The following is a 21,367-nucleotide window of genomic DNA, read 5'->3' as shown; positions in this document are numbered from 1 at the left end:
GAGAACATGGAGGATAAAACATTTGAATTTAGCAGCGTTAACAGCATATGAATTAATCAAAGAAGAAAATCTGACAGACATCCATGCAAAGGGATATCTGCTTCGACATAAAAAGAGTGGAGCTAAAATCAGCCTTATTTCCAATGATGATGAAAATAAGGTCTTTTATATTGGATTCCGTACTCCGGTAGAGGACAGCACCGGCGTACCACATATCATTGAGCATACGGTATTGTGCGGTTCAGACAAGTTCCCGGTGAAGGACCCGTTTGTGGAACTGGTGAAGGGTTCTTTAAATACATTCTTAAATGCCATGACTTACCCGGACAAGACCGTTTATCCGGTGGCAAGCTGCAATGATAAAGATTTTGCTAATCTGATGGATGTATACTTAGATGCTGTGTTCCATCCGAATATCTATAAGAAAGAAGAAATCTTCAAACAGGAAGGCTGGCACTATGAATTAGAGGATAAAGATGCACCGGTTACCATCAATGGAGTGGTATACAATGAGATGAAGGGCGCATTTTCTTCTCCGGAGGGTGTCTTAGACCGTGTAGTATTAAATTCCCTGTTCCCGGATACCACATACAGCAATGAGTCCGGCGGTGACCCGGAAGTAATTCCGGAGCTTACTTATGAGCAGTACCTTGATTTCCACCGGAAATTCTATCATCCATGTAATTCTTATATTTACCTTTATGGAAATATGGATATGGACGAAAAACTGGAATTTCTCGATAAAGAATATTTGAGCCATTATGATAAAATCGAAGTAGATTCCGCAATTCAGCTGCAGGCTCCTTTTGAAAAGCCGGTAACCATCAGCAAGCCATATTCCATTGCATCTTCCGAAAACTTAGAGGATAATGCATATCTTTCCTATAATGTGGCAATCGGAACGAATCTTGAGAGTGAACTGACTCTGGCATTTGATGTCTTGGATTATGCACTATTAAGTGCACCGGGAGCACCGTTGAAGCAGGCACTTATTGATGCAGGAATCGGAAAAGATATCATGGGCGGATTTGATAACAGCACCTTACAGCCAATTTTTTCTGTGGTGGCAAAGAATGCCAATAAAGAAGACGAAGAGAAGTTTGTAGGAATTATCGAGGATACTTTAAAGAAAATCGTCAAAGACGGTCTCAATAGAAAATCCCTGTTAGCAGGAATCAACAGTGAAGAATTCAAATTCCGTGAAGCAGATTACGGTAATTTCCCGAAGGGATTAATTTATGGATTATCCTGTATGGACAGCTGGCTTTATGATGATGACGAACCATTCTTATATCTTAAAATATTAGACGTATTTGCAACATTAAAGGAAAAGATTGAAACAGGATATTTTGAAGAACTGATTCAGAAATATCTTTTGGATAACAGCCATAAATCCTATGTATCCATTGAACCGGAAAAAGGCTTAAATGCCAGGCTGGAAAAAGAATTAGAAGAGAAACTGGCAGCTTATAAGAAGGACTTATCAGAAGAAGAGATTGATAAGTTAGTAGCGGATACAAAGCATTTAAAACAGTATCAGGAAGAGCCGTCACCAAAGGAAGACCTGATGAAGATCCCGATGTTAAAACGGCAGGACATGAAGCGTGAAGCACAGCCGCTGGTATATGAAAAGGTAAGCTGCAATGGCATCGAAACCATTCATACTAACATTTATTCCAATGGCATTCATTATCTGAATCTGATGTTTGATATCAGTGATATTACAGAAGAAGAACTGCCATACCTTGGGGTGTTAAAAGCTGTACTTGGTTATATGGATACAGAGCATTATAATTATGCAGACTTAGCAAATGAGATTAATCTTATGACCGGCGGTATCTCTTCCCAGATTAATATTTATGCGGATACTAAGAAAAAAGACAGTTTCCATGCAAAATACGAAGTACGTTCCAAGATTCTTTATCAGAATTTAGAAGAGGGGCTTAGACTTCTTTCTGAGATTCTGATGGGCACACAGATTACAGATGAAAAACGTCTCTATGAGATTTTAGCGCGTATCAAATCGAGACTGCAGATGTCCTTAAGCTCTGCCGGACATTCCGTATCTGCCATGCGGGCAATGTCTTATTTCTCACCGGTAGCCCGATTCAATGACCTGGTTGGCGGAATTGCACTGTACCGGACGATTGCAGAATTAGAAGAACACTTTGACGAGAAGAAGCAGTTCTTAATGGATAAATTAAGAAGCCTTACAGAGAAAATATTTGTAAAGAACAGATTGTTGATTTCCCTGACGGCAGACGCAGAAGGATATCAGCTGTTAGAAGAAAAATTCCCGCAGTTCTTAACTGTTTTACCGGATGGAGAGAAAGAGGGAGAAGCAGTTACCTTCCATTGTGAGAAAAAGAATGAAGGCTTCTTAGATGCATCCAAAGTACAGTATGTATCCAGAGCCGGAAATTATTTATCGAAAGGATATTCTTATACCGGGGCACTTCGTATCTTAAAAGTAATTTTAAGCTATGATTACCTTTGGATTAATGTCCGGGTAAAGGGTGGTGCATATGGCTGCATGAGCGGATTTATGCGGAACGGAGATGCATATTTCACTTCTTACCGTGACCCGAACCTTAAGAGCACCAATGAGATTTACGAAGGTATCCCGGCATATTTAAGAGCTTTTGATGCAGATGAACGTGATATGACAAAATATATCATCGGAACAGTAAGTGATATGGATACCCCGTTGAATCCGGCTGCCAAGGGCATGCGTTCCGTAAGTGCTTATCTTACCAATATTTCTTATGAGGAATTACAGCGTGAGAGAAATGAAGTTTTAGATGCACAGCCGGAAAACATCAAAAATCTCGCAGGACTTATTGAAGCGGTACTCGCACAGGATGCCTTGTGTGTCATCGGTGCAGAGGAAAATGTAAAAGCAGAAAAAGATATGTTCTTAGAAGTAAAGAATCTTTATTAAAAGCTGTGGGTAATAGTCCCACAGCATACATAAGAAGGAGTAAGTATGACGGAAAATTTTAAATCAGGCTTTGTAACACTGATTGGACGGCCGAATGTAGGAAAGTCCACTTTGATGAATCATCTGATTGGACAGAAGATTGCAATTACATCCAATAAACCGCAGACTACCAGAAACCGTATCCAGACTATTTATACGGATGAAAACAGAGGACAGATTATTTTTGTGGATACACCTGGTATCCATAAGGCAAAGAATAAGCTGGGCGAATTTATGGTAAATGTGGCAGAACACACATTGAATGAAGTGGATGTCATTTTATGGCTGGTGGAACCGAGTGATTTTATCGGCGCAGGAGAGCAGCATATTATTGAAAAGTTAAAAACTGTAAAGACACCGGTTATTCTGGTTATCAATAAATTAGATACCTTGGATAACAAGGATAAAATGCTGGAGTACATTGACACTTATCGTAAAGTTTATGACTTTGCGGAAATCGTACCGGCATCTGCACTGCGGGGAGAAAATACGGATGTTATCATTGATTTGATTTTTAAATATCTGCCGTATGGTCCGATGTTCTATGATGAGGATACCATTACCGACCAGCCGGAGCGTCAGATTGTGGCAGAGCTGATTCGTGAAAAAGCCTTACATGCTTTAAATGAAGAAATTCCTCATGGAATTGCCGTTTCTATTGACCAGATGAAGAAACGCAAAGGCAGGAAAATGTTTGATATTGATGCCACGATTATCTGTGAACGGGATTCCCACAAGGGAATTATTATCGGCAAGCAGGGAGCCATGTTAAAGAAGATTGGTACCAATGCCAGATATGAAATTGAACACCTCTTAGATGCCAAGGTTAATTTGAAACTTTGGGTAAAAGTGAAAAAAGACTGGCGTGACAGCGATTATATGATTAAGAACTTCGGATACCGGGAAGAGGAATTCTAAATATTGACAGTATTATCTTAAGTGCTTCTGGAAAACCTAATTTCATACAAGTATGAAGAAAGGGCAGGAAGGAAGCATATGGTAAGAGCAAGCTGGAATCATTTTACTTTGACCGGAAGTGTAGATGATTATCTTAAGTTTAAGGAACAGGAAAAAGAAGAACAGGATGGATTGGGCAGCCTGAAAGAGAAAGTAAGAGGTGAACAGGACCGTGGGCACAAACGTGATGGTTACGGGTATGGTGCTTACCGCAATGCCAATCAGTGAATATGACAAACGAATTACGATACTGACCCTGGAGAGGGGAAAGATTACGGCGTTTGCCAGAGGTGCAAGAAGACCGAACAGTACACTGCTGGCAGCCTGCAATCCCTTTTCCTTCGGACAGTTTGAAGTCTATGAGGGCCGTACCTCCTACAATGTGGTGCGGGCAGAAATTAAAAATTATTTTACCGAACTCACCACAGACTTGAATGATACATACTATGGATTTTATTTTCTTGAGATGGCAGAATATTATGCCCAGGAAAACAGTGATGACCGGGAAATGCTAAAGCTTCTTTACCAGTCCTTAAAGGCACTTGGAAAGAAGAATTTTGATAACCGGCTGGTCCGTGTGATTTATGAATTGAAAATGCTGGTGCTAAACGGAGTATATCCGAATCTTTTTTCCTGCCAGAAATGTGGAAGAAAGGAACCGATGCAGTTTTTCAGTGTGCAGCGTGCCGGACTTCTTTGCGATTCCTGCAGCGAAACCGAGCATGGCAGACGGTTAGATGCATCTACCATTTATACGATGCAGTATATTATTACCACGGAATCAGCAAAGCTTTTTCATTTTGCAGTATCAGAAAAAGTGTTGTTTGAACTGATTCGGACGGTGAAGGAATTTCGGGAAAAATATGCACCCCATACATTTAAATCAGAGCAATTTTTAGAAGGGCTTTTCTGATTTATGGGAGAAGCCGGGCATTTTGCCTGAGGTAACGCTTGAAATACCAAACTGAAAATAGTATAATTGTTGAGATTATGAGATACAGGGATTTGGAGGTTCGTATGAAGAAGAAGATAAGTGCACTCCTTGTAATGCTGTTAGTCTGTGGAATATTTGGCGGCTGCGGTGCTACAAAAGATGCAGATACCACGACACTCTTTCCGGAGAAAAAGGGTGGAATCACAGAAGTTGCAGTAGGCGACTTTGACAAAGATAATTATGATGAGAATGAGTTAGAACAGTATGTAAAGGATTCCATCAAAGAATATGAAGACAGTGATGGAGCCGGGACAGTAAAATTAAAAAATCTTTCCGTAAAAGACGGAGTTGCAAAGCTTGGTATGCATTACAGTGACAGCACAGCATATTCTGCATTTGTGGGAGATACCGTATTTACCGGAACAGTAGTACAGGCAATTGCTGCCGGATATGATTTTAATACAGATTTCGTAGCGGTAACAGATGGAGCTGCCGGAGATGCAGCGGACAGCAAAGATGTCATGAAAAATGATGACTATCATGTTATCGTATTGAGCAAGGGCGTAGATGTTACGGTTGATGGAACACTGCAGTATGTTTCTTCCGGAGTAACCGTCAAGGATAAGAACACTGCAACCGTGGATGAAATTCCTGCTGGTGAGACAGCAGAAGCAAGATATATTATTTATAAATAGAATGCGAGGAAGAATTTTATGGAAAAATCAATGGAAAAAATTGTAGCTTTAGCAAAGGCAAGAGGTTTTGTATATCCGGGTTCCGAGATTTACGGTGGACTGGCAAATACATGGGATTACGGTAACCTTGGTGTAGAATTAAAGAATAATGTGAAACGTGCCTGGTGGCAGAAATTCGTACAGGAAAATCCATACAACGTTGGTGTAGACTGTGCCATTCTTATGAACCCGCAGACATGGGTAGCTTCCGGACATTTAGGCGGATTTTCAGACCCTCTTATGGATTGTAAAGAGTGTCATGAACGTTTCCGTGCAGATAAGATTATTGAAGATTATGCAGAAGAGCATGGCATTACATTAGAGACTTCTGTAGATGGCTGGAGTCAGGAAGAAATGATGAACTTCATCAAAGATAACAGTGTTCCATGTCCATCCTGCGGAAAACATAACTTTACAGATATCCGTCAGTTCAACCTGATGTTCAAGACCTTCCAGGGTGTAACTGAAGATGCAAAGAATACGGTATACTTAAGACCGGAAACAGCACAGGGTATTTTCGTTAACTTCAAAAACGTGCAGAGAACATCCCGTAAGAAAGTGCCTTTCGGCATTGCACAGATTGGAAAATCTTTCCGTAACGAGATCACTCCTGGTAACTTTACTTTCCGTACCAGAGAGTTTGAACAGATGGAGCTGGAGTTCTTCTGTGAGCCGGGTACCGACCTTGAGTGGTTCCAGTACTGGAGAACCTTCTGCCATAACTGGCTGTTAAGCCTTGGCATGAAAGATGAAGAATTACGTCTTCGTGACCATGATCCTGCAGAGCTTGCATTTTACAGTAAAGCGACTACCGACTTTGAATTCTTATTCCCGTTCGGATGGGGCGAACTGTGGGGAATTGCAGACCGTACCGACTATGACCTGACACAGCATCAGAATACATCCGGTCAGGATATGTCTTACTTTGATGATACCAAGAATGAAAAATACATTCCATACGTTATTGAGCCATCTCTTGGAGCAGACCGTGTGGTACTTGCATTCCTTTGTGCAGCATATGACGAAGAGAACATCGGAACAGAAGAGAAACCGGATATGAGAACCGTTCTTCATTTCCATCCGGCACTTGCACCGGTTAAGATTGGTGTGCTTCCACTTTCCAAGAAATTAAATGAGGGCGCAGAAAAAGTATTTACACAGCTTTCCAAGAAATACAACTGTGAATTTGATGACAGAGGAAATATCGGTAAGCGCTATCGTCGTCAGGATGAAATCGGAACTCCATTCTGTGTAACTTACGATTTTGAATCCGAGACAGACGGAGCAGTTACGGTACGTGACCGTGATACCATGGAGCAGGAGCGTATCAAAATCGAAGATTTAGATACATATTTTGCAGAAAAATTCACTTTCTAAATCAAACACTTTATTTTTTACATGACTGAATGGTCTGATTTCGAAAAAATGGTTGCGAAACTATAAAATTATGATAAAATAAATATGTGCGCTTGTGGACAAGTGGCACGCGTAATGGGTGACATTGTGGATATCAATTGTTGTTGATAACAGACGATGTTCGCATATCAATAAACCAAAGTAAATTTATTAGGAGGAATTCAAAATGGCAAACAAATGGGTTTACATGTTCAGTGAAGGAAACATGTCCATGCGTAATCTCCTTGGTGGAAAAGGTGCTAACCTTGCCGAGATGACTGATATCGGTCTTCCAGTACCACAGGGATTCACAATCACAACAGAGGCTTGTACTCAGTATTATGAGGATGGCCGCAAGATTAACGACGAAATCATGGCACAGGCTATGGAAGGCGTTAAGAAAATGGAAGAGATCAACGGAAAGAAATTCGGAGACCTCAAGAATCCATTACTTGTTTCTGTTCGTTCCGGTGCTAGAGCATCTATGCCAGGTATGATGGACACCATCTTAAACCTTGGACTGAATGACGAAGTAGTTGCAGCAATGATCGCTGGAAACCCAGATCCTAAATTCGAGCGTTTCGTATATGACTCTTACAGACGTTTTATCCAGATGTTCTCTGACGTTGTTATGGAAGTTGGTAAGAAATATTTCGAGCAGCTCATCGATAAGATGAAAGCAGACAGAGGAGTTAAGTTCGACGTTGAACTTACAGCCGCTGACTTAAAAGAATTAGCAGAGCAGTTCAAAGCTGAGTACAAGAACCAGTTAGGAACCGATTTCCCATCTGATCCTGTAGAGCAGTTAAAATTAGCTATCGAAGCTGTATTCCGTTCATGGGATAACCCACGTGCAAACGTATATCGTCGTGATAACGATATCCCATATTCATGGGGAACAGCTGTTAACGTAATGCCTATGGTATTCGGTAACTTAAATGATGAGTCTGGTACAGGTGTTGCATTTACCCGTGATCCTGCTACAGGCGAGAAGAAATTAATGGGTGAGTTCTTAATCAATGCTCAGGGTGAGGACGTAGTTGCTGGTGTTCGTACACCTATGCCAATCGCTCAGATGGAGCAGGAATTCCCAGAAGCATATGCTGAGTTCATCAAGGTTTGTGAGACTCTTGAGAATCACTACCATGACATGCAGGATATGGAGTTTACAGTAGAGAACAAGAAGTTGTACATGCTTCAGTGCCGTAATGGTAAGAGAACTGCTCCTGCAGCTCTTAAGATTGCATGTGACCTTGTTGATGAAGGACATAAGACAGAAGAAGAAGCAGTAGCTATGATTGATCCTCGTAACTTAGATACACTTCTTCATCCACAGTTTGATGCAGCAGCATTAAAAGCAGCTACACCAATCGGAAAAGGTTTAGGAGCTTCTCCTGGAGCAGCTTGTGGTAAGATCGTCTTCACAGCAGAAGATGCAGAAGCTTGGAACGCTCGCGGAGAGAAAGTTGTACTTGTTCGTCTTGAGACATCTCCAGAAGACATCACAGGTATGAAAGCTTCCCAGGGTATCTTAACTGTTCGTGGTGGTATGACATCTCACGCAGCTGTAGTTGCCCGTGGTATGGGTACATGCTGTGTATCCGGATGTGGTGATATCGCTATGGACGAAGAGAATAAGAAATTCACTCTTGCTGGAAAAGAATTCCATGAGGGAGATTTCATCTCTATCGATGGTACAACAGGTAACATCTACGATGGCGAAATCAAGACAGTTGACGCTACCATCGCTGGTGAGTTCGGCCGTGTTATGGCTTGGGCTGACAAATATAGAAAACTTAAAGTTCGTACAAATGCAGATACTCCTGCAGATGCTAAGAAAGCTCGTGAGCTTGGAGCAGAAGGTATCGGACTTTGCCGTACAGAGCATATGTTCTTCGAAGAAGACAGAATTGCAGCATTCCGTGAGATGATCTGTTCTGACACTGTAGAAGAAAGAGAAGCAGCTCTTGAGAAGATTCTTCCATATCAGCAGGGAGACTTCAAAGCTCTTTATGAAGCACTGGAAGGATGCCCGGTTACTATTCGTTTCCTGGATCCACCTCTTCATGAGTTCGTTCCTACAGAGGAAGCTGACATTAAGAAATTAGCAGATGCTCAGGGCAAAACTGTTGAGCAGATTAAGACAATCATCGATGGACTTCATGAGTTCAACCCAATGATGGGTCACAGAGGATGCCGTCTTGCTGTAACATATCCTGAAATTGCTAAGATGCAGACAAAAGCTGTTATCCGTGCAGCAATCGAAGTTCAGAAAGAGCATGCAGATTGGAATGTGAAACCTGAAATCATGATTCCATTAGTATGTGAAGTTGAAGAGCTTAAATACGTTAAGAAAGTAGTTGTTGAGACAGCAGACGCTGAGATCGCAGCTGCAGGCGTTAAATTAGAGTACGAAGTTGGTACTATGATCGAGATTCCTAGAGCTGCTCTTACAGCTGATGAAATCGCTAAAGAAGCTGACTTCTTCTGCTTCGGTACTAACGACTTAACTCAGATGACATTTGGATTCTCCCGTGACGATGCTGGTAAGTTCTTAGATGCTTACTATGACAAGAAGATCTTCGAGAACGATCCATTTGCTAAGTTAGACCAGACTGGTGTTGGTAAACTTATGGATATGGCACTGAAACTTGGTAAGCCAGTTAATCCGAACCTTCACGTTGGTATCTGTGGAGAGCACGGTGGAGATCCTTCATCTGTTGAATTCTGCCACAAGATTGGTCTTGACTATGTATCATGTTCACCATTCCGTGTACCAATCGCTAGATTAGCAGCAGCTCAGGCAGCAATCGCTAACAAATAATTATTGGACAGGAACAATATAATATACAGCATATCTCATATATCGTGGGAATGCTGTATATGCAGGATAAGCCTCACCGTATGGTGAGGCTTATCTATCTTGTGAAATGGTACTTATATTGTATAGTATTTTTGTATTGCATAGCATTTTTATATTGCATAGTGCTTTTTAGCTTGTGCAGCATGATTGTTATATGACCTTATATTTCGCTTGCTGCCAGCTTCTTATTCTTCAGGCAGGATGATAACAGAATATTCTTATTACGAATCCATTCGCTTATTTGTTGAAAAATCTTAAGTTTCTTTATCAAATTCCATTTAATTACAAAATTCAGTTAAGGCATAATATTCAAGTAATTATATTTTGAAAGTAATCATATCATTTAGTTTAATTATATTATTTAGTTTAATCATATTATATGGTCAAATCATATTGTTTGGTTTAATCATATTATATAGTCAAATCATATTGTTTAGTCTAATCATACTAATTCAGTTCTTTTAAAGTTTCTAGTATGAAAAAATCTCCATTTATATCAAAAAAATCCCTGAAAAATGAAAAAAATCATACTAAACAGTAGAATCTAGTTTTTTAGTATGAAGAAAGCTGAAAAAGTGTTGAAAAAATCATACCAGATATATGTTGCAAGAGAAAGAAGTATGATTATGGCATAAGGCAGACTATCATGCGAAGTATGTGACAATAGGAATCGTTGTTTAAATATGAAAATATAAGAGCTATAAAAACTATAAGAGCTGTAAAGAATACAAGAATTGTAAAAGCTATAAGAACTGTAAAGAATATAAGAACTTTAAATCTTATAAAAGAAAGGAATAATGCTTATGAAAAATTGGATACAAAATGAAATAAATGAATTGCAGAAGATACTCAATGATATAAAGCATTTTGAAGAGAAAGCACCAAGTGGTACGCTGAGAATTCATAATAAAAATGGAAAAACGTATTATTACAGGCAGATGAAAGATGAAGAAGGGAAGATGATACAACAATATCTTCCACTAAGAGAAATGAATTTTATTCGTATTCTGGCACAGAAGAGCTATTGCAAAAAGCTTAAGACCAAAGCAGAGAGAAATTTAAAAATACTTCAGCAGGTGGAGGCTGATTATGATATAGGATGGATGAGAGAGATTTATGAGGAGCAGGAATACCAGAGGAAGAAGTTGATCACACCATATCTAAAACCGGAAGAAGTTGTTTTGAAGGAATGGGAAGAGGAAAAATATGAGCAGAATATAGAATATCCGGAGAATTTACGATATGAGACGGAGCATGGGGAACTGGTGCGTTCCAAGTCAGAAGTGCTTATAGCTAATATGCTGCATCAGAAAAAAGACATTCTGCTATATAAGTATGAACGCCCATTAAAGTTAAAAAAGAAAGGAAAAGAGATAGAAATATATCCGGATTTTACAATTTTAAATAAGGAAACCGGGCGGATTCTTTATTGGGAACATGCTGGAATGATGGATAATATATCTTATGTAGGAAATTTTATCCGAAAGCAGAATTTATATATAGAAAATTATCTTATGCCGGGGCGGGATGTTATTTTTACTTATGAATCTTCGGAAAGTCCATTTGATATTTCATGTGTAAAGAAGATGATACATATGATGATTGATGAAACAGAATAATATGCTGTCAGATTGGATATATGATGTGAATATATTCCTTGCATCTTTGTCTCATTTGTATTATAATTAATAACACAAATGAGACAAAGAAAATTTTAGAAAGAAAATTTAGAAAGGAAGTTTAGAAAGGAAGTTTTCAGATGGTCATATCGATTGATGAGACAGCGGAAGTGCCGATTTACCAGCAGATTCGTAATCAGATTGTACTGGGAATTTCGGATGGCAGGTTAAAGCCAGGTGAGCAGCTTCCAACGGTCCGGGCTTTGGCAGGAGAGATAGGAATCAATTCTATGACAGTAAATAAGGCATATGCATTATTAAAGCAGGAAGGATATATTTATACCGACCGGCGGAATGGCGCTCATGTGCGGAATGAATTTACTGAGACAAAGGAACTGCAGGAGAAATCCAAAATAATATTACAACAGGTGATTTCCGAGGCAAAGATATGTGGCATAACGCAGGAAGAATTTTTAGCATTATGCAGGAATATGTATAAGGGGTGATGAAGATGTTTCTTAATATTATATTTTTTGCAACATTGTATCCGGTATTATTTATTGTATATGTGGTAATGGCGCTGCAAAGCGGACAGAAGAATGGAAGTATTTTTGGTGTAAATATGAAACCGGAATGGTTCGAAGAGGATGAAGTAAAGGCAATTCAGAAGCGGTTTAAAAGAGAAATGAGATGGTATGGGCTGCTGCTTGCGGTAATTCCTTTTAGCAGTCTTTTGACACCGTATTTTTCCATCCAGATGACGATCTGGCTGGTATGGATGTTTGGAGCAATTATATTACTGATGCTGCCATTGGTCTTTGCCAATAGCCGGCTGAAAGAATGGAAGCGGCAAAAGGGATACTATGAGACACAGTCAACAGAGCGATATGTGGAACTAAAGAATGCGGGAGCCATTCGGTGCATACATTTTTTCCAATTCTTTCTTCCGCTTGCCATAGGCATTATAGGCGCAGCTTTAGCACTGCCGGTTTATAAAATGGTTGGAATATCCTGTCTGATTGGAGCTGCCTGTGGATTCATTTATTTTCTGGTCGCAGTTATTATGGACAGACAGCCGATACAGGTCATCAGTTCAGATAGTGACATTAATATCAATTATAGCAGGGCAAAGAAAAATATCTGGAAAAATTTCTGGCTTTGCTGTATCTGGATGAATACCATATTGATATTATTTCTTCTGGCAATTTCATTCGTAGATAAGAAGGTAGAAAGCATAATGCTTATTGCCATGATAGTGTATGTAGTTCTCCTGCTGGTGATATGCATTCCGGTATTTATCAGACTGGGAAAAGTGGAAAAGGCTTATGCAGGCAAACATGATTTAAGCAACGGAACAGAAGATGATAGAAACTGGATAGGCGGTGTTCTTTATTATAATCCTAATGATCCGCATACGATGGTAGATAAAAAAGTCGGCATTGGAACAACTGTAAATATGGCGTCAAAAGCTGGAAAAGCAACAATGCTATTTACAGCACTGGTATTTCTTACTATTCCAATTTTATGTGCCTGGGTGATTGCAGAAGAGTTTACACCGATTCATCTGGAAATAGAAAATGGCAATCTTTGTGCAGAGCATATCCGCACCGATTATGAGCTTCCGCTGGATACCATAGAAGAGGTGGAAATGGTGACAGAACTTCCGCGCAGGTCTAAGATAAATGGAACAGGAATGGATAATCTTGAGAAAGGAACATTTAAGATTTATGAGCAGGGAGAATGTCAGGAGTTTTTAAATCCGCAGAATAAGAAATTTCTGCATTTTTCGGCAAATGGAAAACAATATTATATGAGCGGAGTGGATGATGCACAGACAGAAGAAATTTATAAGGAAATTCTGAGCAGATAGAAAGAGATTGAAAATAGAAAATTGAAAAAATAGGAAAGATTGAAAACGGCCGGCAGGAAAAACACATAAGAAAGGAATGTGTTTTTCCTGCCGGCGGTCTGTATTCAAAAGTGAAATTAGTTTTTCTTTCGTATATGAATTTCCGGAATCGCAACATTATCAAAGCTGACACTGGAAGTCTGTTCATCGGAAGATTCAGATGGAAAGGCAGCAGTGGTATTTTCTGCTGTATCCGGAGTGGAAGATGTCTTGTGCACCTCTGGAATGGCAACATTATCATAAGTCAGATCATAATTTTTCTTTTCACGTTCTTTTCTTGCATTCTTGATTTTATTTTTAAAATGAAACATAAGGTGCTCCTTTATTTACAAAATATTAATAAAAAATGTAATTACAAGGCTGTTGATGAAATCGGCAAACAGACTTCCCACCAGTGGAATCAGAAGGTATGCTTTGACGGATGGAACATAGCGGTCGCAGAGAGCCTGCATATTTGCCATGGCATTTGGTGTGGCACCCATACCGAATCCGCAGGTACCTGCAACAAGGACTGCTGCATCATAATCCCGCCCCATAATATTGAACTCAATAAAGTAAGTAAATACAGCAATCAGAATGACCTGTGAGCTTAATAAAATGATAAGCGGAAGTGCCAGAGAAGCCAGTTCCCATAATTTTAAAGTAATCATAGCCATACCAAGAAATAATGACAGGGAAATACCACCCAGGTCATTAATTTCTCCCATGTGGATCGTGGCATTGCCATGGGAGTATTCCACAATATTACGAATCAGTGCGGCTGCTAACATGGCACCAATATAAATTGGAAAAGTCAGTCCTGTTTTTGTTAGAAAATAGGAGAAAATAGTACCAAGTCCAATGGCAAGGATAAGCTGGAAAACAGCGGAAGCATACATGTTGGTATGGCGTTCGTGTTTTTTCTCATCTTCCACTAAGAGGCTGTCATCTTCGGAAGCAACAGTAGAGAGAAGATTTTTCTTTTCTACCAGGCGTTTTCCTAAAGGACCGCCAATCAGGCTTCCTGTAATCAGACCGAAGGTAGCAGCAGCGGTACAGATGGTAGTGGCACCATGGATATTGAAATCCTCCAGTACCGGTCCAAAAGCACCTGCTGTACCATGTCCGCCCACCATTGGAATGGAACCGGTACACATACCGATTAATGGATTTAATCCTAATAGTTTGGATAATCCAACGGCAAGAAAGTTCTGGGTAATAATAAGGGTAATGACCAGTCCTAAAAATACTGCCATGGATTTCCCACCACTTTTTAAGACTTTTAAGTTAGCCTGAAATCCTACGGAAGTAAAGAAGAATACCATACATACTTCCCGCAGGGTATCATCAAAGGAAAATTCTGCAACTCCGGTGCTGTAACAGATACAGGTGAAAATCGCAAAGAGCAGACCGCCGATAACGGGTGCCGGAATACAGAATTTTTCCAGAAAATGTATTCTTTTTCGTAAAAAACTTCCCAGCATGAGTACCAGCACAGCAACAGCTAAGGTCTGGTACATATCTAAATGTATATTCATAGTGTTCCTTTCTAGTTTGGTGTATTGCTTTCGGAAGAAAGCGTAATGCCCTGCTTCTCATAATAGGCAACAGCACCCGGATGGAATGGAATCGGTATGCCATCAGTAGCATAAGTTTCATCTAATTGCAGGCTTAAAGAAGTTGCATACTGTAAATCCTTCGCATGGGAAAAAAGCCATTTCGTTAAGTGTTCTACTGTATCGGTAGAGAGCCTGTCGGAAGCAAGGAGAACCGCTTTGACACCAAGGGTATGGATATCTTCCGTCTGTCCGGTGTAAGTATTGGCAGGAATGGTATATTCACTATAGGATGGATAAGCAGACAGCAATTTATTCCTGCATTTCTCATCAATATCCAAAAGACGGATATCACATTCTTTGGCTAATTCTTCGATTACAGTTGTCTGGATACCGGCAGTACAGAAAAATGCATCGATTTTTCCATTGATAAGCTGGTCAGCAGCATCGGTATAATCGAGGTTTACTGTTTTCACCAGTTCAGTGGTAAGTCCACTCATGGTCAGAATCTGGTTAGCGTTCTGTTCAGTACCGGAATCCTCCGCACCGATGCTGACGGTTTTGCCCTGTAAATCATCCAGCGTCTGAATATTGGAGTCTGCACGGATGACAATCTGACAGGCTTCCGTATATAGCCCGGCAATAGCGGAATATCCCTGACAAGGATCTCCCTCAAAAATTCCACTGCCTTCATAGGCGGAGGCAATCAGGTCAGACTGGGCTAAACCAAGTTCGATATATCCACCGGAGAGCAGCCTTAGATTGGCAGCAGAGCCTGCGGTTGTCTTAACTTCAAACTGATAGGTATCATCCTCCGAGGAGGCAAGTCCGGTAAAGGTATTGGCAAAGGTATAGTAGATTCCACCTATGTCAGCGGCACCAAAGCGGATGGTTTTCTGATAACCACTGCATCCACTCACAAAAAGCAGTGCAAGACATAGAAGAAGACGGAATGGTTTCTTCATATATAAAATCCTTTCTTTTTAAAATTTAATCCCAAAGAAATATTTTACAATAATTTTTTCAGAAAAGGAAGAGCGAAAATAGTGGCAAAGTGGTGAGAAAAAATATCGTTAATTCTATATTTTTTTAGAAAAAAAGAGATTATAATGTGATGGAAGGAAATGAAGGAGGAAGGATTTATGCAGAAAATAACAGTAAAAGTAGATGGTATGCAGTGTGGAATGTGTGAGGCACATGTAAATGATGCAGTGCGGGCAGCGTTTCCGGTAAAGAAAGTAACTTCATCCCACAGTAAAAAAGAGACCGTAATTATTACCGATACTGATATTCCGGAGGAAAAAATCAAGGAAGTGATTAAAAACAGTGGATATGATGCGTTAGAAGTAACAAAAGAACCATATGAGAAGAAGGGATTATTTTCAGCATTCCGCAAATAAACAGAATATCTTAAGAAAAATAATATATATATTATCGGCATAGTATGTTAAAATGAGAAATCGGAAATAATAGGAAAAGAGGACAACAAAATGTTATTGGATTTTGTAGAAATGCTGAAGGTTATTTTTCTTGGAATTGTAGAAGGAATTACAGAATGGCTTCCAATCAGCAGCACAGGACATATGCTTTTAGTGGATGAATTTATCAGGCTTGATATGACAGATTCATTCAAAGAGATGTTTTTCGTGGTGATACAGTTGGGAGCTATTCTTGCGGTAGTGCTTTTGTTCTGGAAGAAAATGTTCCCGTTTCAGTTTAAAGACAAGACACAGCCGGTCGTCCGGAAAGATATTTTTTCTTTATGGTTTAAGGTTGTAGCTGCCTGCATACCGGGAGCTGTGGTAACGCTTTTGTTTGATGATTATGTGGATGCACATTTTCATACACCGCTTGTGATTGCTGCTGCATTGATTTTCTATGGTTTTGCGTTTATTCTGATTGAAAACTGGAATAAAAAGCGGAAAGTAAGGGTGGAAAGCATAAATGATATTACTTATCAGACAGCATTTCTTATCGGATTGTTTCAGGTACTTGCAATTATTCCGGGAACCTCCCGTTCCGGTGCAACCATTATCGGAGCACTTTTAATCGGAGTATCCCGTGTGGCTGCAGCAGAGTTTACATTTTTCCTGGCTGTGCCGGTTATGTTTGGCTGGAGCCTGATCAAACTTATTAAGTTCGGCTTTGCGTTTTCTGCTCAGGAACTTTGTGCCTTAGGCTTAGGCTGCGTGGTAGCATTTGCGGTATCTGTAGTAGTCATCCGTTTCCTGATGGGCTATATCAAAAAACACGATTTTAAAGTATTTGGCTGGTACCGGATTATTCTTGGAGCCATTGTTTTAGGCTATTTTGCACTATAGGAACCGCTTAAGAAAATGAGAGATTCTTCCGATATAAAGAATGGAACAGATTATTTTAAGCAAAAGGATTTGCTTATAGATATTTTCAAGGAGGAATTTTTATGAACACAAACGCAGTAAATCAGGTGGCAGAAAACGTTTCTGGTTATACGGAATCGGAAAAGAGCAGCAAAGTCTCCGGAAAAACCATTGGAGAGCCAAAGCTTTCGGATAAGGCGAAAGAGTATTATGAGAAGCTGAAAAAGAAATTTAGCACGATGGATTTCATTCTGGTATCCAAGGATATGAAAGAGACAGCAAAAGCCAATGCAGGACAGTATGCCAATGCCAACAAAATGGTGGTTCTAATTGATGAAGAGAAGATTGAGCGGATGGCAGAAGATGAGTCTTACCGGAAACAGTACGAGGGAATCATAGCCAATGCATCCAGTCAGCTTGCAACCATGCAGAGTCGGTTTGCTAATGGACAGAGTGGTGTGAAGGCATATGGCATTCAGGTAAATGATGGCGGCAATGCATCATTTTTTGCAGTTGTAGATAAGTCTTTATCTCTTCAGAAGAAACGTATCGAAAAGAAACAGGAAGAAAACCGTGCAGAACGTAAGAAAGCTCAGAAGGAAGCTTATGAGAAACGAATGAATAAGGAGGATGAAGATACATCTTCCGTTAAGAAATCGGACAGGACTGACAGCACGGATAAAACTGGTAAGAGTGAAGAGCTTGTAACGGTTACTGCTGGTTCGTTGGAAGAACTGGAAAAGAAAATCCAGGATATGTTATATGACAGCATGAGCGATTATGTATTTACACCACAGGAAAAACAGGTTGGCTGGAATGTAGATTTTCGTGGATAATTAATAAAAGGCAGGATACAATATGGAAAAGAACCCCTATATATTGCACTCCGGGCAGCCCTGACTTTCTTAATCCACTGGGAAATCAAAGTGGAGAAAAAGGACTGCCTGGAGTAGAGGTACGATTCGTATGCTGACGTTCCGGAAGGGAATGGATAAACTGGCGTGGTGTCATGCCATAGCGTTTTTTAAATTCCCGGTAGAAGTAGGAAAGGCTGCTGAAACCGGCAGTCATGGCGGCATCTGTAATGGAAAGCTCCTGCTGTTCTAAGAGGTCGGCAGCCTTTTGCAGGCGAAGGCTCTTGATATAATCTAAGCATGACATTCCGACATATTTCTTAAAAAAGCGCATGAAATGGTATTCGCTGAAATAGCAGGAGGATGCCAGGCTTTCAATAGAAATATTTTCGGTATAATGTAATCCGATATATTCTAAGACACCCTTAATCTTCTGGGTATGTTCGCTTTGAAGCTGTGGCTGCTCAGAACTTTTGCTGCAGTACGGAAGTAGAAGGGTAAGAAGCTTTAACAGCAGGGATTTTAACATTAGTTCATATCCCGGCTGGGCAGCGGAATAACAGCTGCTGATTTCATAGAACAATGCGAGGGCATCCGGGTAGACCGGGTGCTCTTTTACTATATGAAAAGGGGGAATCAGCTGCTGCTTGGCAAGGGGCATCAGATATCGCATGGCACAGATATCTGCAGAGGATGCACCAAGGAAATCAAGGTGAAAGACATATGTTTCCGAATGCATATGCCCGGCAGGTAATATGGCAATGGAATGCAGAGCCAGAGGAGGAATGAAAACGAAATCTCCAGGCATAGCCTGAAAGCTTTCAAGGTCAACCTGATACGTACAGACACCGCTGGTAATCAGGGTAAATTCAGCCTCTTCATGCCAGTGTGGCGTAACAATGGGATACCGTTCCTGCAACGTAGTAAGATATTTCTTTAATGGAAAAATTCGTTCGCCATGAACGGCCTTTTCTTTTTGCTCCAGAGGGAGTTGTTTTTTATCTTTCATGGGAATCTCCTTTTAATGTTGCTTATTTAAACAGCATTTATCCTGATTTATGATAAGGATTGTTAGGCGCACTTAGAATTTCATACAGCAATAGCCAACGCTGGCACAGGGACGTGCCGGCGAGGCGCATATGAACATGGATGTGAATTTGCGCCGGTTGGCAGATAAAATAATATTAATACTGAAATTCTTAGTGCGCCTTACTATCTTTATGCAGCATCCACACTCGACGGACGGTGCAGATATCCTCGTCAAAGCAAGCGGAAAGACAGTTTATAATCAAGAAAAAATGTATCTAAGAAATGCTGCTATTTTGTATCCTATAACCTACCTTCCACCGTCTGCATCTGAAATCCATAATCTTATCGTTTATTTTGTTTTATATAAAAGAGCAGGATTGTGCAATAAAAACGCAAATATCACGGAAGAAACTTCCTAAAACTTCGTATATAATAACAGTATCATACAAAGAACGAAGTGTAAATACAGGAATAATGGAAATATGGAGGATGGGAACATGAAGAAAAAATGGTGGCATGACAAGGTGGCATATCAGATTTATCCAAAGAGCTTTCAGGACAGCAACGGAGATGGAATCGGTGATTTGAGAGGAATCATATCCAGACTGGATTATTTAAAGGAACTGGGTATCGATATCGTATGGCTTTCGCCGATTTATAAATCCCCATTTGTAGACCAGGGATATGATATTTCAGATTATTATAATATTGCTGAAGAATTCGGAACCATGGAAGAGTTTGATGAGCTGCTTGCAGAAGCAAAGAAACGTGATATGTATATCGTAATGGATCTTGTGGTAAATCATTGCTCCGACCAGCATGAGTGGTTCCAGAAAGCACTGGCAGACCCGGATGGAGAGTATGCAGATTATTTCTATTTTGTGAAAGGAAAAGATGGCAGGGCTCCAAGTAATTACCGTTCCTATTTTGGCGGAAGCACCTGGGAGAAGGTGCCAAACAGTGATAAATACTATCTTCATATGTTCGCCAAAGAGCAGCCGGATTTAAACTGGGAGAATCCGGTAGTACGTCAGAAAATCTATGAAATGGTAAACTGGTGGTTAGACAAAGGCGTGGCAGGATTCCGTATTGATGCAATTATCAATATTAAGAAAGATATTAATTTCCCGTCCTTTGAGCCGGATGGACCGGACGGACTTGTAACCTGCATCAGGATGGTAGAAGAGGTAAATGGAGTAGGAGATTTTCTCGAAGAATTAAAACATGAGACTTTTGAAAAGTATGATGCCTTTACGGTAGGAGAAGTCTTTAATATGAAGGAAGATGAACTCTTGGAATTTATCGGAGAGGATGGACATTTCTCTACGATGTTTGATTTCAGCGCTCATGTGCTTACTTTTGGTGAGCATGGCTGGTACGACCAGAAACCATTACGTTTTGAGGAATGGCGGAAAGTAATTTTCGATTCCCAGCAGGAATTACAGGGAAAATGCTTTAAGGCAAACATTATTGAAAATCATGATGAACCAAGAGGAGCAACTCATTATCTGCCGGAGCATGCCAGAAATGATGCAGGAAAGAAGATGCTTGGAACTGTATCCGTTCTTTTGCGTGGAATTCCATTTATCTATCAGGGACAGGAAATCGGGATGACCAACTGCAAACGAAATGATATTTCAGAATATGATGACATCAGCACCATCGACCAGTATCAGGAGGCGTTGCGTGCAGGACTCAGTGAAGAAGAAGCCTTGAAATGCTGCTATGAGAACAGCCGTGATAATGCCAGAACACCAATGCAGTGGTCCGATGGAAAAAATGGCGGATTTACCGATGGAACTCCATGGCTTGCCATGAATCCGAATTACATGGAAATCAACGTAGCAGCCCAGGAACATAAGGCAGATTCTGTATTGGCTTATTATAGGAAATTAATTGCACTGCGTAAGGCAAAAGAATACAAAGATACTTTCACTTATGGTATTTTTAAACCAAAATATGAAAATGCAGATGACATATTTGCTTTTGAACGGGTAAATGAAGAAAGCGGTCAGAAGCTTTTGATTCTTGCAAACTTTGGAACAGAAGAGCATACCATCACATTAGAGCAAAGAATTGCCAAGGTATTGTTAACCAATGAAGGCCGCCAGGAAGCAATCAATGCTGAGGCAGCCTTAAATGGAACAATTACATTAGACAGCTGTGAAACCGTTGTCTTAGAATTAGAAAAGTAAGATTTGTGGAAGCAATTTAATCTG

Annotated in this window: 19 protein-coding genes; 15 read left to right on the top strand and 4 right to left on the bottom strand. The window is 40.2% G+C overall.

What is annotated here, in order from left to right; genetic code table 11:
• The first annotated feature begins 22 nt into the window (after positions 1-22).
• The 10 genes from DWX65_RS01735 to DWX65_RS01690 all read left to right on the top strand — a co-directional run bounded on the left by DWX65_RS01735 (position 23) and on the right by DWX65_RS01690 (position 13,352).
• Positions 23-2,941 carry an insulinase family protein gene (locus DWX65_RS01735; RefSeq protein ID WP_330414721.1) on the top strand — a complete coding sequence of 973 codons (2,919 nt, stop codon included), beginning with the start codon at positions 23-25 and terminating at the stop codon, positions 2,939-2,941.
• Between the two features lie 45 nt (positions 2,942-2,986).
• Positions 2,987-3,898 (top strand): GTPase Era, encoded by a 912-nt coding sequence (gene era / locus DWX65_RS01730; RefSeq protein WP_022243042.1) that lies wholly within the window; start codon positions 2,987-2,989, stop codon positions 3,896-3,898.
• A gap of 78 nt (positions 3,899-3,976) precedes the next feature.
• Entirely contained in the window at positions 3,977-4,165 is a 189-nt protein-coding gene (locus DWX65_RS01725) for a YqzL family protein (RefSeq protein WP_117697057.1), read from the top strand.
• Positions 4,110-4,850: a DNA repair protein RecO gene (recO, locus tag DWX65_RS01720; RefSeq protein ID WP_118172653.1), complete on the top strand. Its 741-nt coding sequence runs from the start codon at positions 4,110-4,112 to the stop codon at positions 4,848-4,850. The genes DWX65_RS01725 and recO overlap by 56 nt, the downstream gene beginning before the upstream one ends.
• 104 nt (positions 4,851-4,954) lie before the next feature.
• Positions 4,955-5,566, top strand: coding sequence for a hypothetical protein (locus DWX65_RS01715; RefSeq protein ID WP_118172652.1), 612 nt, complete (start codon positions 4,955-4,957; stop codon positions 5,564-5,566).
• Between the two features lie 18 nt (positions 5,567-5,584).
• Complete coding sequence (locus DWX65_RS01710) at positions 5,585-6,982, top strand: glycine--tRNA ligase (RefSeq protein ID WP_022243038.1); 1,398 nt, start codon at positions 5,585-5,587, stop codon at positions 6,980-6,982.
• Between the two features lie 205 nt (positions 6,983-7,187).
• Entirely contained in the window at positions 7,188-9,824 is a 2,637-nt protein-coding gene (ppdK, locus tag DWX65_RS01705) for a pyruvate, phosphate dikinase (protein ID WP_117840960.1), read from the top strand.
• Between the two features lie 842 nt (positions 9,825-10,666).
• Positions 10,667-11,482, top strand: a complete 816-nt coding sequence (locus tag DWX65_RS01700; protein ID WP_118172651.1) for a hypothetical protein — start codon at positions 10,667-10,669, stop codon at positions 11,480-11,482.
• 140 nt (positions 11,483-11,622) lie between these two features.
• Positions 11,623-11,988 carry a GntR family transcriptional regulator gene (locus DWX65_RS01695; RefSeq protein ID WP_117697075.1) on the top strand — a complete coding sequence of 122 codons (366 nt, stop codon included), beginning with the start codon at positions 11,623-11,625 and terminating at the stop codon, positions 11,986-11,988.
• Positions 11,989-11,993: 5 nt separating this feature from the next.
• Positions 11,994-13,352, top strand: a complete 1,359-nt coding sequence (locus tag DWX65_RS01690) for a DUF5808 domain-containing protein (protein WP_158564682.1) — start codon at positions 11,994-11,996, stop codon at positions 13,350-13,352.
• A 116-nt stretch (positions 13,353-13,468) separates the two neighbouring features.
• Here DWX65_RS01690 and DWX65_RS01685 read toward each other — a convergent pair whose 3' ends face one another.
• The 3 genes from DWX65_RS01685 to DWX65_RS01675 are packed head-to-tail and all read right to left on the bottom strand — an operon-like array spanning position 13,469 to position 15,891.
• Positions 13,469-13,702 carry a hypothetical protein gene (locus tag DWX65_RS01685; protein WP_117697081.1) on the bottom strand — a complete coding sequence of 78 codons (234 nt, stop codon included), beginning with the start codon at positions 13,700-13,702 and terminating at the stop codon, positions 13,469-13,471.
• A gap of 15 nt (positions 13,703-13,717) precedes the next feature.
• The gene (gene gltS, locus DWX65_RS01680) at positions 13,718-14,908 is read right to left on the bottom strand and encodes a sodium/glutamate symporter (protein WP_117697084.1); all 1,191 of its coding nucleotides are present in this window, start codon (positions 14,906-14,908) and stop codon (positions 13,718-13,720) included.
• An 11-nt stretch (positions 14,909-14,919) separates the two neighbouring features.
• The gene (locus DWX65_RS01675; RefSeq protein ID WP_118172649.1) at positions 14,920-15,891 is read right to left on the bottom strand and encodes a TAXI family TRAP transporter solute-binding subunit; all 972 of its coding nucleotides are present in this window, start codon (positions 15,889-15,891) and stop codon (positions 14,920-14,922) included.
• A 177-nt stretch (positions 15,892-16,068) separates the two neighbouring features.
• Here DWX65_RS01675 and DWX65_RS01670 point away from each other — a divergent pair, with 177 nt between their 5' ends.
• The 3 genes from DWX65_RS01670 to DWX65_RS01660 all read left to right on the top strand — a co-directional run bounded on the left by DWX65_RS01670 (position 16,069) and on the right by DWX65_RS01660 (position 18,101).
• Complete coding sequence (locus DWX65_RS01670; RefSeq protein ID WP_117840965.1) at positions 16,069-16,326, top strand: heavy-metal-associated domain-containing protein; 258 nt, start codon at positions 16,069-16,071, stop codon at positions 16,324-16,326.
• A 90-nt stretch (positions 16,327-16,416) separates the two neighbouring features.
• Positions 16,417-17,247, top strand: a complete 831-nt coding sequence (locus DWX65_RS01665; RefSeq protein WP_118172648.1) for an undecaprenyl-diphosphate phosphatase — start codon at positions 16,417-16,419, stop codon at positions 17,245-17,247.
• 101 nt (positions 17,248-17,348) lie between these two features.
• On the top strand, positions 17,349-18,101 hold the full coding sequence (locus tag DWX65_RS01660) for a DUF6033 family protein (protein ID WP_118056764.1): 753 nt from the start codon (positions 17,349-17,351) through the stop codon (positions 18,099-18,101).
• Between the two features lie 85 nt (positions 18,102-18,186).
• Here the strand turns inward: DWX65_RS01660 and DWX65_RS01655 are convergent, their stop codons facing one another.
• Entirely contained in the window at positions 18,187-19,128 is a 942-nt protein-coding gene (locus DWX65_RS01655; RefSeq protein ID WP_117840968.1) for an AraC family transcriptional regulator, read from the bottom strand.
• A gap of 130 nt (positions 19,129-19,258) precedes the next feature.
• Between DWX65_RS01655 and DWX65_RS01650 the strand changes: the two genes are divergently transcribed.
• Both DWX65_RS01650 and DWX65_RS01645 read left to right on the top strand, forming a co-directional pair.
• On the top strand, positions 19,259-19,567 hold the full coding sequence (locus DWX65_RS01650) for a hypothetical protein (protein ID WP_147339115.1): 309 nt from the start codon (positions 19,259-19,261) through the stop codon (positions 19,565-19,567).
• Positions 19,568-19,645: 78 nt separating this feature from the next.
• On the top strand, positions 19,646-21,343 hold the full coding sequence (locus tag DWX65_RS01645) for an alpha-glucosidase (RefSeq protein WP_118172647.1): 1,698 nt from the start codon (positions 19,646-19,648) through the stop codon (positions 21,341-21,343).
• Positions 21,344-21,367 lie beyond the last annotated feature (24 nt).

It is taken from the genome of Roseburia sp. AF20-18LB, from assembly GCF_003461185.1.
Classification (GTDB): Bacteria; Bacillota; Clostridia; order Lachnospirales; family Lachnospiraceae; genus Roseburia_C; species Roseburia_C amylophila.
This window is presented reverse-complemented; position numbering and strand designations above follow the sequence as displayed.

Excerpts from the sequence above, each read along its gene's own strand:
- DWX65_RS01715 (WP_118172652.1), top strand. The coding sequence starts at position 4,955 with ATGAAGAAGAAGATAAGTGCACTCCTTGTAATGCTGTTAGTCTGTGGA.
- DWX65_RS01690 (WP_158564682.1), top strand. The coding sequence starts at position 11,994 with ATGTTTCTTAATATTATATTTTTTGCAACATTGTATCCGGTATTATTT.
- DWX65_RS01670 (WP_117840965.1), top strand. The coding sequence starts at position 16,069 with ATGCAGAAAATAACAGTAAAAGTAGATGGTATGCAGTGTGGAATGTGT.
- gltS (WP_117697084.1), bottom strand. The coding sequence starts at position 14,908 with ATGAATATACATTTAGATATGTACCAGACCTTAGCTGTTGCTGTGCTG.
- DWX65_RS01695 (WP_117697075.1), top strand. The coding sequence starts at position 11,623 with ATGGTCATATCGATTGATGAGACAGCGGAAGTGCCGATTTACCAGCAG.
- era (WP_022243042.1), top strand. The coding sequence starts at position 2,987 with ATGACGGAAAATTTTAAATCAGGCTTTGTAACACTGATTGGACGGCCG.
- ppdK (WP_117840960.1), top strand. The coding sequence starts at position 7,188 with ATGGCAAACAAATGGGTTTACATGTTCAGTGAAGGAAACATGTCCATG.
- DWX65_RS01665 (WP_118172648.1), top strand. The coding sequence starts at position 16,417 with ATGTTATTGGATTTTGTAGAAATGCTGAAGGTTATTTTTCTTGGAATT.
- DWX65_RS01675 (WP_118172649.1), bottom strand. The coding sequence starts at position 15,891 with ATGAAGAAACCATTCCGTCTTCTTCTATGTCTTGCACTGCTTTTTGTG.
- DWX65_RS01645 (WP_118172647.1), top strand. The coding sequence starts at position 19,646 with ATGAAGAAAAAATGGTGGCATGACAAGGTGGCATATCAGATTTATCCA.
- DWX65_RS01660 (WP_118056764.1), top strand. The coding sequence starts at position 17,349 with ATGAACACAAACGCAGTAAATCAGGTGGCAGAAAACGTTTCTGGTTAT.
- DWX65_RS01700 (WP_118172651.1), top strand. The coding sequence starts at position 10,667 with ATGAAAAATTGGATACAAAATGAAATAAATGAATTGCAGAAGATACTC.
- DWX65_RS01650 (WP_147339115.1), top strand. The coding sequence starts at position 19,259 with ATGAACATGGATGTGAATTTGCGCCGGTTGGCAGATAAAATAATATTA.
- DWX65_RS01725 (WP_117697057.1), top strand. The coding sequence starts at position 3,977 with ATGGTAAGAGCAAGCTGGAATCATTTTACTTTGACCGGAAGTGTAGAT.
- DWX65_RS01710 (WP_022243038.1), top strand. The coding sequence starts at position 5,585 with ATGGAAAAATCAATGGAAAAAATTGTAGCTTTAGCAAAGGCAAGAGGT.
- DWX65_RS01655 (WP_117840968.1), bottom strand. The coding sequence starts at position 19,128 with ATGAAAGATAAAAAACAACTCCCTCTGGAGCAAAAAGAAAAGGCCGTT.
- DWX65_RS01685 (WP_117697081.1), bottom strand. The coding sequence starts at position 13,702 with ATGTTTCATTTTAAAAATAAAATCAAGAATGCAAGAAAAGAACGTGAA.